An 11,805-nucleotide genomic window follows, 5' to 3' on the forward strand; every position below is an offset into this window, starting at 1 on the left:
CTCGTTTTTAGATCGGCATCGGTGGGGGAGTGGCGCGTGGCCTGGCTTCAGCGGGATACTCCGGAAGCTCCATGATCTCGATGGGTGACTGGAGCCCCGCAGCTTCGGAGGCCGCGTATTGTTCCTCGGTTTCCGCGTCGAGGAGACCGTAGAGCTCCTCATTGCTCTGGATGGAGATTAGCGGCCGGTTTCCCACGTGGGCCATATGGCGGTCGAGCAGGCGTAGGAGCTTCCCTTTGGCGATGATCCGGTCGACCCGCGGTGATTCGATCGGAAGGCAGGGCGGGGTAATGGTCTGGATGCATCCGTCCGCAGTCCATGAGCGGAAGATGATCTGTCTCGCGCTTGAGACGGTGCGGCCGAGTGAAAAGCGTCGTATTGCCAAGGTCAGGCTCCGCTTCCCGTCCGGCGATAGTAGGAGCAGTGATTCGATCCCCATGGAGCCGCTGGGCAGGTGCAGGGTCTTGGCGGAGACCGCGCGCCACTGCGCCAGCTCGGTGCCTTCGCTTTCCTTCTTCCATTGCTCGATCAAGGCGGGATCCGCCGATTCCGGGGAGCGGCGGGCTTCTTCCGAATAGTGCAGGTGGAGGCTTTCCAGAGCTGGCGATCGGCGCGCCTTCATGAATGCGACGACCAGGATCGTCACGGGATTGAAGCGCTTGTGCTGGATTAGGGAGAAAAAGGGCAAGCGATGGCCGAAGAAGCGGAAGGTCTTCCGCTTCACCATGACCGGCGTCTCATGGGAGCGCGCGGAAAAGCGGGTCAGGGATCGGGGCGATACGCCACGCAGGTAGAACCACCCGTCGCGAGCTCCGTGACAGCGTACGTCCGTTGGCAGCTTATCCCAGACAATGGCCACGATCAAAGCTACTAACCCGATGATCAGCACCAGCTTCCCCAAGGCAATCGCAGGGGCCATATGGCTCGGGAGTTGGTCACTCGCCATTCCTCCGAGAAACAGCAGGAAGCCGAATAAGGTCAGTCGGGTGATCCATTGCCTGCGTTTCACGCGCTTCTCGAAGGAAGCTACAGACGCATAGCCGCGGAATCTCACCCGCGCGGGCGAACCATTCCGGCGGCTGTTCCCTTGGAAGTGGGTGTGGACAACGGGTGTCAGCAATCCGCCGCTGCTATCTCCCTCAAGGTCCACGGGAGGCAGGAAGGCATTATGCCGCACCGCCAGAAAGCCATCTACCACGCACCAGAGGTGCGTCTGGGGAGGCGTGCTGCCGACGTCTTCCACCGGCGGGGCATAGGGATTGACCGCCTTCTCGGCCATGTCCTCAGGGCTTCCAGCCGGCGAGCTTGCAGACGTGCTTGAAGTGCTTGGTCTCTACCGGGGTGATGGAGAGGCGCGTGCCTTTCTGAAGCACGACCATGCCTTCCAGTGCGGCATCCTCCTTGAGCTGCTGCAGGGTCACCAGTTCGGGAAACTTGGTCACGAAGTCGAAGTCCACGAGCATCCAGCGCGGGTTCTCCTTGGTCGATTTCGGGTCGTGGTATTCCGACTTCGCGTCGAACTGGGTCGGATCGGGATAAGGCTCGCCCGCGACCTTCGCCACGCCCGCCACGCCGGGTGGCACGGTGCTGGAATGGTAAAAGAGCGCGAGATCCCCGGGCTTCATGTCATCCCGCATGTAGTTCCGCGCCTGATAATTCCGGACGCCGCTCCACGGCTCCCGCTTTGCCTTTTGCAGGTGATCGATGGAAAAGACGTCGGGCTCGGATTTGATCAGCCAATAGCGCATGGGCCGGGAGACTAACAAGTTCCGGCGGACAGGCAAGAGGACGCCGAAGCCATGCTCCCTCCCGTGACGGGGACAAAAAAGCGGCGTGGTCCGGAGACCACGCCGCTGATGCGAATTGCAGGGATTTCGAATGGGGAGGAAATCCGATCAAGGGGCCGGGGCGGCAACACCACCCGAAGCTTGTTCCGGAGTGATCTTGATGACCTTGTAACCGCCGATAGCCTTGAAGTAGATCAGCAGAAGCAGATAGATCAGAGCCATCGCAGCCGGGATGAAGGAGTCCGCCTTGAGCGTCTTGCGGTCACCCGCGATGCTGGCCTCGGAGAGGATCTTCTGTTCCGGCGTGCGTTCTTCCGGCTTGGCGGATTGGGCAGCGGAGAGCTTCGTGCCATCAAGGCCATAGACGCTCTCGGCGAAAAGGAACTTCGATTCCTTCTGAGCCTTGTTGGCTTCATAGACGGTCGAGTCCACCTGCTTGAGGTGCTCCGCGGTGAAGCGGTCCTTCGCGTAGCCAAGACCGGGGCTGCCGATCAGGCCCATCGACATCATGCCGATGCCACCCATGATCGACATCGCGATCGCGCCGGTGCGCGGGAAGCGGTCACCCACCACGGCGAGCATGGTTGGCCAGAAGAAGGTCTTGCCGAGGGCATAGACACCAAGGGCCAGAAGAGCGCCGGCGAAGGTCGTGATGCCGCTGACAAGGTTGAGGCCGACGACGCCGAGGATCGAGCAGATCAGCAGGAGGCCGATCGGGGAAATCTTCAGCTTGCTTTCGATGAAGTGAGCCGAGAAGCGCAGGATGAACATCAGCGCCGAGGTGAAGACGAAGAGCTGCTTGCCTTGCTCCGGCGTCAGGATGTTACCGGTGATGTTCTGGATCCAGCCGTCGGTGCCCAGCTCAACGGAGCCGACCAAGGCATGGGTGATGAAGAGAACGAAGAGAAGAAGCGAGCCGATCGAGAAGCTCGTGATGACGCCCACGGCGATGAGGATTGCACCGCCAATGCCCCAGGCGACGCCGGGGTTCAGGCCCATGGCATCCTTGAAGAAGAGGACGAAGAGGAATGCGATGGTGGCACCGCCGAGGATACCGACCTCCTTGAACATTTCGCCAAGCTTGAGGCCCTTCTCCACCGCTTCGGATTTCGGGAAGGATTGTCCCAGGAACGCAACCCCGTAGAGGATCGTCGGGATCAGGAAGAGACCGAGCTGGATCTTCCAGCTGACCTCCTGAGCACCCAAGGTCCATCCGATCAAGCCACCCACGACCATGCCGGCAGGCCAGGAAGCGTGAAGGATGTTCAGGTAATGAGTGCGGTTGTTCGGGAAAAGTGTCGCCACCAGCGGGTTGGCCACGGCTTCAAGCGTGCCGTTCGCAAGGCCGAAGACGAAGGTGCCCCAGTAGAGATACTTGTAAGCCGTTTCCTGAGTCTGTCCCTCGTGCGCGGCGAAGGTGATCAGCGCGGACGCGATGTGGAAAACGAAAGCGGCGAGAACCAACTTCCCGTAACCAATCTTGTCGACGATGACGCCGCCGATCACGATGCCGAAGCAGAAGCTGGTGAAACCGGCGCCGCCGATGTCCCCGAGCTGGGTGCCGGTGAAACCGAATTCTTTCGCCCAGTTGGCAAGGATACCACCCCGGACGCCGAAGCCGATGCCGGCGGCAAGGATGGCGAGGAATCCGGCCCACAGGAGCCGCTTGGCATTATGAGCGATGGGTTGATCGCTTAGTGTTGTCGTCATGGATTTCTTGGGAAGTAGAGGGGCTGTCTAACGGTCAAATTTTCCCATGGCAAGCATGCGGAATGGCAGCGGGGAACGGATTTCCCGCAGAATTCCTTTCGGCGATGTCGCAATCATCCTAGGTCACCCGAAGTGGGGACAGGCGCCGCTTGGCAGTAGATCGAGACCGCGGGTCCCGGCTATGACGTTTCCGTGGAAAATCCGCGGACCAGGCATTTCATTCCGACATCCGATCGTGGGCGATCGATGGCCGGCCTGTGCTTCTCATCCGCAGGTCCACCTGTTAATTTCCATGTTTTTATCAGGCGTAACAGGCGAGGCGGAGCCCGGATTACGGGCCGGTTCTCCGGCGAGGATGCGATCGGACCTGGACAAAGAAAAAGCCCGGCTCCCTGTCGGGAACCGGGCTCTTGGGAAAGCGGATGCTTACTTGGAGGAAGAGATGTAGCTCGCCTGGGCAGCACCCTTCTTGAGCTTCTTCTGCTTGATCCAGCTCATGGTGGAGCGGAGCTTCTCACCGGTCTTCTCGATCTGGTGGGCGGCTTCGGCCTTGCGGATGGCATTGAACTTCTTGTAGCCGCCGGTGGTGGCTTCGGCGATCCACTCTTTGGCGAACTTGCCGGATTCGATCTCCTTGAGCTGCTTGGCCATGCGCTTCTTGACGCCGGCGTCGATGATCTTCGGTCCCACGGAGACGTCACCCCACTCGGCGGTCTCGGAGATCGAGAAACGCATTCCGGCGATGCCAGACTCGTTCATGAGATCGACGATGAGCTTCAGCTCGTGGAGGCACTCGAAATAGGCCATCTCCGGCTGGTAGCCGGCTTCGACAAGCACTTCGAAGCCTGCCTTGACGAGGGCGGAAGCGCCGCCGCAGAGCACGGTTTGCTCGCCGAAGAGGTCGGTCACGGTTTCCTCACGGAAGTTGGTCTCGAACACACCGGCACGGGTGCAGCCGACGCCGCGAGCCCATGCGAGGGCGATGTCCTTGGCCTTGCCGTCGGCATCGTTGTGCACGGCGATGAGGCCGGGAACACCCTTGCCATCGACGAATTGGCTGCGGACCGTGTGGCCCGGGCCCTTCGGAGCGACCATGATGACGTTGACGTCCTTCGGTGCTTCGATGGTCTTGAAGTGAACGGCGAAGCCGTGGGAGAAGAGGAGGGTCTTGCCCTTGGTGAGGTTCGCGGCGATGTCCTTGTTGTAGACGCCGGCGATCTTGGTGTCCGGGACGGCGACGAAGATCACGTCGGCGGCTTTGACAGCCTCAGCGGTGTCCATGACTTGGAAGCCAAGCTTCTTGGCGACTTCGCGGGACTTCGACTTCGGGTAGAGGCCGATGACGACCTTCAGGCCGCTGTCCTTGAGGTTGAGGGCGTGGGCGTGGCCCTGGGAACCGAAGCCGATAACGGCGAGGGTCTTCTTCTTGAGCGGCGTGAGGGACGCGTCCTTGTTCGTGTAGATCTTCGCGGCCATGGCGATAGGTGGTCTGATGATGAACGCCGGAGCCTCCTAGCCGCGGCGGGCGGACAAGCTGGACGCTTGATTACAAAGGGTCAAGCGCGCGCTTCGCGGCGGAAAGCCTGATTGCTCACGGAGAATCCGGCCTTCGTCACAGGCACCTTGGGTTGTAGAGAGGATAAAGGATGCTCCCGCCGCGTCATGAAATCGTGGCCGAAACCCCATCCATCCTTTATCCCATGCCCGCTATCCCGCTTCTCCCAAGAGTTGCCGCCATCCTCGCACTCGCAGTCTCATCCGTCGTGGCTGCCGACTGGTCCAGCGATTACGAAGCTGCCCGGAAGCAAGCCGCGACGGAGAAGAAAGATCTCCTGATCGACTTCACCGGCTCCGATTGGTGCACCTGGTGCATCAAGCTTCGCCAAGAGGTTTTCGAGCAAGCGCCCTTCGAAGCCGGCGTGAAGGACCGCTATCTTTTGGTCGAGCTCGACTATCCGAAGGACAAGTCACGCCTGACCGAAGCGGTCGCGAAGCAGAATGAAGAACTGCTGAAGAAATATCCGATCAAGAGCTATCCCAGCATCCTGCTCTGTGATGCCGATGGAAAGCCCTTTGCAGTCACGGGATATCAGCCCGGCGGCCCGGAGGCCTACCTGAAGCATCTGGAAGAATTGCAGGCGCGAAAGGTGGCGCGGGACAAAGGTCTCGCCGACGCGGGATCCAAAACCGGAGTGGAGAAGGCGAAGCTGCTGATTGGCACGCTGGAAGGCATGCAGCTGTCCCCGGAGATGCTTTCATCTTGGTACGGCGACGTTGCCACCCAGATCAAGGAAGCCGACCCGGCGGACGAGACCGGCTTTGCAAAGCGCGAGGCGACCCAAGCGGCCTTCGCGGGCTACATGACGAAATTGATGGAGCTCCGCGCGAAGCAGGATCTGGAAGCAGTGGCGAAGCTCGTGGAGGAAACTTTGGCAAATCCCCTCGTGAAGGGAGAAGTGCGCACCCAGGTCTACGGACATCACGCGGGCACCCTCGCCTACGCGGGGAAGAAGGATGAGGCGATCAAAGTCCTCCAAACTGCCGTCAAGGACCCGGACGCGGAACCTGGCCGGAAGGAGTTGGAGGATTTCATCAAGATCCTGGAGCGCGAGAAGGCGGGCCTGCCCCCCGTGGCTCCGGAAAAGAAAAACTGATTCAGATCCGCTCGAGTTCCGCGATGCCCCGTTTCAGCAATTCCGCGCTCCATTGGCCGGGTGCCGTCGGGGCATCGCCGATAAAACCGTAATTTAGCACCGAGCCATATTGGGCACACAGCAGCCGGGAGACGGGTGCCAGCGGCCCCATCCCCATCAGCGAAAGCGGAATGCCCTCCACGGATTTTAGAAGCCCCGCCAGCTTCGCCACGTCATCCGCGGTATGCATTCGCACCGCCGCCTTGAAGCAAGCGGCGCCGGCTTTGACGGCCTGCTCCGCCATCGGGGGAATCCTTGCAAATGTGTCCGCAAGTCCTTGGAAATCATGAAAGGATGCTACCCAAGGGATCTCCTCGGTTTTCATCCGGGAAAGGATGCCGCCCAAGTCCCCCGCGGATGCCAGTTCGACATCGACAAGAGCTGCGTCGGGCAAAATTTTTTCCAGCAACTTGATGCGCTCCCCGACTCCTAAATTGCCTGCACCACCCTCCGCCGCGATCCGGGCCGTGAAGAGCAGGGGGATGCCTTCCAGATGTGCCCAGGGGCGAGTGCTTGTTAGGATGCCCTCCGCCTCCAACAGGTCCATGCGGATTTCCACCACGTCGCAAGCCTCGCGAGCGGCCGCAAGGCTTGTATTTCCGAGGCTTTTCGCGTTTCCGAAGCTCCCCACGACCTTTGGTTGGGAGGGGTTCAGGAGGGCTGGCGCGCGGCTCATGGGAGCAGCAGAAACGCCGCTTCACCAGACTGTCAACCTTGCCCGTCGATGCTCCGCAGTTTCGTTGTAAATACCTGACGGATTTTTCTCCGCCAACGTGAGGATTTCTCTGGTCAATCCCCGGAGCCATTCCCTAGTTCTCCAAAAACCAAAAGCCCACCATGAAACATCGTTTCGCATCCATCCGTAGGTCGGCGCTAGCTTCCGTAGCCGCGTCCGCAGCCGTTCTTTCTCTTCTCACTGCGACCGCGAACGCGCAGGGCAAGGGCGAGGTTAGCAATGTCACCTTCGACAATATCCCTTCTCCGGAAGTCCAGTCCGGCAAGGCCAAGGCCTTCAAGCCGAAGGATTGGCTCGAAGTGGAAGCCGGTATCAAGATCCCGGCGGCCAATGCCGAGCAGAAGAAGGCGGGCTTCATCAATCAGGTGACCGTCAAGTGGTACGTCGCCGTCAAGAACCCGGAAGGCAAGGGTGTGATCAAGCTGTCCAAGACGATCAATCACATCAACGTGCCGATCGATGAGGAGATTTTCAGCTCGGTTTACATGTCCCCGAGCGCGCTCAAGCGCCTGACCGGATCCGACAAGGCCAGCAAGGGCGCCGTGGAAGCCGTCGGCGTCGAAGTGCTGGTGGATGGCGAGAAGGTCGCCCAGTCCGCTGTGAAGCAGAAGGAAGGCTGGTGGAATGCCGGCAGCCTCTCCGATCAGAGCGACAAGTTCCCGCTTCTGAACAAGGACGAGACTCCTTTTGCAATGCTCTGGTACGATCGCTACGCCGAGATCCAGAAGGAGCGCTAATTTTTCCTGCCTCCCCCGGAATCCCAGCGTCAAAAAATCCCGTTTTTTCCCTTAGCCCGTCATGGCTGATTCACAGTCCTCAATTGCTCTAAACATCGGCTCGCAGCGCGTGAGCATGGCCGTGTTCGAACCGTCGAAAAACGGTGTCGTTCTCAAGGCTTACGACAGCGAGACCATCCTGGCCGATCCGGCTACCGAAGTGACCCGTCCGGCACAGGTAGCTTACGCGATCAGCCAGCTTGCCCAAAAGCTCAAGGCAGGCCGCTCGAAGGCCCGCTACTCCGTCGCGGGTAGCTCGGTCTTCACGCGTTTCGTCAAGCTGCCGCCGCTCGGTGACGACGATATCGAGCAGCTTGTCACCTTCGAAGCCCAGCAGCACGTGCCCTTCCCGCTGGATGAAGTGGCATGGGATTACGAGATTCTGGAAAGCGCCGGGGAAAAGGAAGTGGTCATCGTTGCCATCAAGGCCGATGCGCTGGATGAGCTGAACGAGTCCGTGACTTCGACCGGTCTGAGCACCGCCGAAGTCGACGTGGCTCCGATGGCGCTCTACAATGCCTTCCGTGCAGCCTATCCGAGTGTTTCCGATCCGGTTCTCTTGATCGACATCGGTGCGAAGACCAGCGATCTGCTCTACATCGAGGGCAAGCGCTTCTTCACCCGTAGCGTCGCGATGGGCGGCGTGGCGATCACCACCGCGATCTCCAAGGAATATGGTGTGCCCTTCGGCGAAGCTGAAGCTCACAAGACGCAGAGCGGTCTCGTCGCCCTCGGAGGCGGCCACACCGAGCAGCTGGATGAAACGACCGCTGCGCTGGCGATGACCATCCGCAATACGCTCGGCCGTCTGCCTGCGGAAATTGCCCGCACGACGAACTACTATCGCAGCCAGCACGGTGGAAATGCCCCGAAGCTGGTGGTTCTCGCTGGTGGCGGTGCCAACCTGCCTTACACGAAGGAATTCTTCGAAGAGAAGCTGCACCTGCCGGTGGAGTTCTTCAACCCGGTGAGCGCCGTTTCCGTGGGCAAGGGCGTCGACACCGACAAGCTCGGTCGCGAGGCGCACCTCATGGGTGAACTCATCGGCCTCGGTCTCCGTAGCGTCGGCAAGTCCGCGATCAACATTGACCTCGTTCCGACCAAGGTTCAGGCGGCCCGCACCGCGGACAAGCAGAAGCCTTTCTTCATCGGTGCCGCAGCGCTGTTCCTCGGCGGTCTGGCCGCATGGGGCCTGCTGAACACCCTTGCCGCCGGCAAGGCGCAAGAGGAGACCAAGAATCTCGTCGAGCAGAAGGAGAAGCTGGAAAGCGTCGCGAATCCGATTCAGACGCTCTTCAAGAAGGAAGACAGCCTTGTTGCGCTGGCCAACCAGTACACCGGAGCTGAAGACGACCGGACCTTCTGGTTGGATCTCCTCCAAGAGGTGAAGGCTGCCATGTCCAGTGACTCCGTGTGGATCACCGATCTGGAGCCGCTGTTTGACTACAATCCGACGGACAAGGGCAAGCCAGGCAAGTCGATCGTGAAGGGTGAGTTCTACTCGACGAACTACGGCACCTCCGCCCTTGAAAGTGTCAAGGTGGATGTGCCCGTGGCCCGCGGCCAGAAGGCGGCGGATGTGCCCGTGGTGACCCCGACTGCCAATGCAGTCCGCATCCGTGGTTTCTGGCGCGACAATCCGCGCGCTGGCAACCTTGTTTACGATCTCCTGAAGAAGCTGCGCGCAGAGCCGCAGCACTTCAAATTCGAGGCCATGACCGTTCCTCAGAAGGACGCGAAAGGAAAAGTACAGGGTAAGGCGGAACTGGTTGAGCTGAAGGACGAGCAGATCGTCAAGCAGCTTGAAAGCGCCCCGGCAGCGGAAGATTTCGCTGCGCCCTTCGAGCTGATTATCCCGCTGTCCCGCGAGGTTCCCATCAAGTGATTCAAAACCCTATTACCACGCCTCGAAAATGAGCTGGATTCAGGAAAACCGTTTCGCCGCCGGTCTTGGCGGCATCACCCTCGTCGCTGCCGGGGGGCTGATCTTCTGGGCAGTCTCCGGAAGTTCCAAATATAACAAGGCCAAGGAAGACTATGCGGCGGCCGTGACGGCCGTGGATAGCATGGAGGGCGGCAAGCTCTACCCGAACGATGCCAATCTGAAGGCCAAGAAGGCCGCCGTGGAAGACTACGACAAGGGTGTCCAAGCGATGCAGAAGGCCTTCGATGCCTATCGCACGCCGACTCCTGCGAATGTCGAACCGGACGCCTTCAACGAAGCCTTGCGCAAGGCCAAGGATACCGCCGCCGCGGCGTTCGAAGCCTCGAAGACGGAGCTTCCACCCGAGTTCTTCCTCGGCTTCGAAAAGTATACCACCTCTCCGGTGAAGCGGGAGGCCACTGGCATCCTTAGCTTCGAAATGGAGGCCTTGAGCCAGCTTGCCGCCAACCTCGCGGAGGCCGCTCCGACGAAGTTGCTGAACATCTACCGCGAGTCGCTTCCGGAAGAAGATGGCAAGGCCTTCGATGCCAAGGGCAAGAGCTTCCGCACCCTGCCGATCGAAATCTCCTTCAACGGCAACGAGGATTCCGTCCGCAAGTTCCTTTCGTCCTTGGACGATTCCGGAAAGCACTACTTCCTGGTCCGTTCGATGCGTATCTCGAACGAGAAAGCGAAGGCACCGACCGCTGCTGACGGCAACTTCAAGGCAGAAGAGGCCGATGGTGGAGCCGCGCCCGCCGCTGGCGGTGCCGCTGCAGATCCCTTCGGTGGTGCCGGTGGTTTCGTATTGCCAGGTGAGGAGCCGGCGGCCCCTGCGGCCGATCCAGCTGCCGCCACTCCGGCAGCCCCTGCCGCTGCGGCGGGTGGCGACGGTGTGATCCTTCAACAGGTGCTCGGTTCGGAGAAGATCAATGCCTTCTTCCGCATCGACATCGTCCAATTCCTTCCTGACTCGGCCTCGGCTGGCGGCAAGCAACCTTCCAAGGAAGCTGCATCCAACAAGTAATCAAAACCCACCGTCATGTCCAAGCTTCCTAAAAACTTCGAAAAGATCCTGGTGGGAGTCGCAGGCGTAGCCGCCCTCGGATGCGCTGCACTCGGTTTCATGAACTTCAGCGCGGTCGGTACTGACTTCGCTCACCAGTTGAAAGGCAATGGCGCGAAGGATCCCACGATCCCTCAGGCCACGGCGACCACCAAGGCGACCAATTCCCTCACCTCCAATCGAGTCTTCGAAAAGAGCGAGGATTCGGCAGGTCGCGCGGTGAACCTCTTCATTGGCGTCCCGCTGTTTGCCAATAAGAACAATCCGAACGTTCCCGTCGACCCCTTCAAAGGCGATGCGATTCATCCTCCGATTCCGAACAAATGGTGGATCGACAATGGGGCTGATATGACCTTCGCCAACTCGCCGTCGCGTGACGATGACAACGATGGTTACACCAACTTGGAAGAGTTCGAGGCCAAGACCAAGCCGACGGATCCGAAGAGCGTTCCGCCGCTCATCGACAAGCTGGTCTTCGTGAAGGACGAATCCACGATGTGGTATGTCCAGTTCGGCTTCGAGTCGGAAGGCAAGTGGTCGCCGCGTTTCACCGGTCTTACCTTCGATAACAAGCGCCTCCAGAACAAGGTCAGTGCCCTTGAGATGATGAGCCCCGGCGACACCTTCTTCAAGGATGGTGCCATGGCGAACCGCTTCAAGTTCACCGGAATGATCGAGAAGGAGATCACCAGTGCGAAGACAAAGCTGACCCAGAACGTCAAATTCGCTCAGTACGAAGATCTGAAGGAGAACAAGAAGGGCGAGAAGTACGAGTCCCAGGCTAACCTGCCGGAGGCTGAACTCCAAGCCAACGCCTACTACGACCGCACCGCGGTGCTTGATCTCAAGGCGATCGGATTTGAAGGCAAGGAGTTCAAGGTGGAAGAGCGGACCAAGTTCGCGCTGCCGCCGGATGCTCCGGAAAAGAACTACACCCTGAAGAAGGTCACTCCGGGCTCCATCGAGGTCGAGTACACCGACGCCCAGGGCCAAACCCAGACCAAGGAAATTGCCAAAGGCACACCTTGATCCCAATTCAACCCGTTTTTGAAAAAATCGCTTCCCAACCGCCGCTCAGACCGGCAGAACACAGCCCCAACCATGCAAAAAACG

10 protein-coding genes are annotated in these 11,805 nt (G+C 59.9%); 5 read left to right on the plus strand and 5 right to left on the minus strand.

What is annotated here, in order from left to right:
* Nucleotides 1-7 precede the first annotated feature (7 nt).
* From HHL09_RS15530 to ilvC, 4 genes are all read right to left on the minus strand, one after another.
* Nucleotides 8-1,279 (minus strand): hypothetical protein, encoded by a 1,272-nt coding sequence (locus HHL09_RS15530; protein ID WP_169455539.1) that lies wholly within the window; start codon nucleotides 1,277-1,279, stop codon nucleotides 8-10.
* Between the two features lie 4 nt (nucleotides 1,280-1,283).
* Nucleotides 1,284-1,748, minus strand: coding sequence for an EVE domain-containing protein (locus HHL09_RS15535; protein WP_169455540.1), 465 nt, complete (start codon nucleotides 1,746-1,748; stop codon nucleotides 1,284-1,286).
* A gap of 147 nt (nucleotides 1,749-1,895) precedes the next feature.
* Nucleotides 1,896-3,497 carry an MFS transporter gene (locus HHL09_RS15540; protein ID WP_169455541.1) on the minus strand — a complete coding sequence of 534 codons (1,602 nt, stop codon included), beginning with the start codon at nucleotides 3,495-3,497 and terminating at the stop codon, nucleotides 1,896-1,898.
* A 426-nt stretch (nucleotides 3,498-3,923) separates the two neighbouring features.
* A complete protein-coding gene (ilvC, locus tag HHL09_RS15545) occupies nucleotides 3,924-4,973 on the minus strand; it encodes a ketol-acid reductoisomerase (RefSeq protein ID WP_169455542.1) in 1,050 nt (349 codons plus the stop codon).
* 224 nt (nucleotides 4,974-5,197) lie between these two features.
* Between ilvC and HHL09_RS15550 the strand changes: the two genes are divergently transcribed.
* Nucleotides 5,198-6,151: a thioredoxin family protein gene (locus HHL09_RS15550; RefSeq protein WP_169455543.1), complete on the plus strand. Its 954-nt coding sequence runs from the start codon at nucleotides 5,198-5,200 to the stop codon at nucleotides 6,149-6,151.
* A gap of 1 nt (nucleotide 6,152) precedes the next feature.
* Here HHL09_RS15550 and HHL09_RS15555 read toward each other — a convergent pair whose 3' ends face one another.
* The gene (locus HHL09_RS15555; RefSeq protein ID WP_169455544.1) at nucleotides 6,153-6,866 is read right to left on the minus strand and encodes a type I 3-dehydroquinate dehydratase; all 714 of its coding nucleotides are present in this window, start codon (nucleotides 6,864-6,866) and stop codon (nucleotides 6,153-6,155) included.
* A gap of 161 nt (nucleotides 6,867-7,027) precedes the next feature.
* On the opposite strand from HHL09_RS15555, the gene HHL09_RS15560 reads away from it, so the two are divergent.
* The 4 genes from HHL09_RS15560 (at nucleotide 7,028) to HHL09_RS15575 (ending at nucleotide 11,721) form a co-directional block, all read left to right on the plus strand.
* Entirely contained in the window at nucleotides 7,028-7,663 is a 636-nt protein-coding gene (locus tag HHL09_RS15560; RefSeq protein ID WP_169455545.1) for an Amuc_1102 family pilus-like protein, read from the plus strand.
* A gap of 61 nt (nucleotides 7,664-7,724) precedes the next feature.
* Nucleotides 7,725-9,587: an Amuc_1101 family PilM-like pilus complex protein gene (gene mul2B / locus HHL09_RS15565; RefSeq protein WP_169455546.1), complete on the plus strand. Its 1,863-nt coding sequence runs from the start codon at nucleotides 7,725-7,727 to the stop codon at nucleotides 9,585-9,587.
* Between the two features lie 28 nt (nucleotides 9,588-9,615).
* The gene (locus HHL09_RS15570; protein WP_169455547.1) at nucleotides 9,616-10,653 is read left to right on the plus strand and encodes an Amuc_1100 family pilus-like protein; all 1,038 of its coding nucleotides are present in this window, start codon (nucleotides 9,616-9,618) and stop codon (nucleotides 10,651-10,653) included.
* A gap of 15 nt (nucleotides 10,654-10,668) precedes the next feature.
* Nucleotides 10,669-11,721, plus strand: a complete 1,053-nt coding sequence (locus HHL09_RS15575) for an Amuc_1099 family pilus-like system protein (protein WP_169455548.1) — start codon at nucleotides 10,669-10,671, stop codon at nucleotides 11,719-11,721.
* The last annotated feature ends 84 nt before the right edge of the window (nucleotides 11,722-11,805 follow it).

It is taken from the genome of Luteolibacter luteus, from assembly GCF_012913485.1.
GTDB classification, from domain to species: Bacteria; Verrucomicrobiota; Verrucomicrobiia; order Verrucomicrobiales; family Akkermansiaceae; genus Haloferula; species Haloferula lutea.

Excerpts from the sequence above, each read along its gene's own strand:
- HHL09_RS15530 (WP_169455539.1), bottom strand. The coding sequence starts at position 1,279 with ATGGCCGAGAAGGCGGTCAATCCCTATGCCCCGCCGGTGGAAGACGTC.
- HHL09_RS15535 (WP_169455540.1), bottom strand. The coding sequence starts at position 1,748 with ATGCGCTATTGGCTGATCAAATCCGAGCCCGACGTCTTTTCCATCGAT.
- HHL09_RS15540 (WP_169455541.1), bottom strand. The coding sequence starts at position 3,497 with ATGACGACAACACTAAGCGATCAACCCATCGCTCATAATGCCAAGCGG.
- ilvC (WP_169455542.1), bottom strand. The coding sequence starts at position 4,973 with ATGGCCGCGAAGATCTACACGAACAAGGACGCGTCCCTCACGCCGCTC.
- HHL09_RS15550 (WP_169455543.1), top strand. The coding sequence starts at position 5,198 with ATGCCCGCTATCCCGCTTCTCCCAAGAGTTGCCGCCATCCTCGCACTC.
- HHL09_RS15555 (WP_169455544.1), bottom strand. The coding sequence starts at position 6,866 with ATGAGCCGCGCGCCAGCCCTCCTGAACCCCTCCCAACCAAAGGTCGTG.
- HHL09_RS15560 (WP_169455545.1), top strand. The coding sequence starts at position 7,028 with ATGAAACATCGTTTCGCATCCATCCGTAGGTCGGCGCTAGCTTCCGTA.
- mul2B (WP_169455546.1), top strand. The coding sequence starts at position 7,725 with ATGGCTGATTCACAGTCCTCAATTGCTCTAAACATCGGCTCGCAGCGC.
- HHL09_RS15570 (WP_169455547.1), top strand. The coding sequence starts at position 9,616 with ATGAGCTGGATTCAGGAAAACCGTTTCGCCGCCGGTCTTGGCGGCATC.
- HHL09_RS15575 (WP_169455548.1), top strand. The coding sequence starts at position 10,669 with ATGTCCAAGCTTCCTAAAAACTTCGAAAAGATCCTGGTGGGAGTCGCA.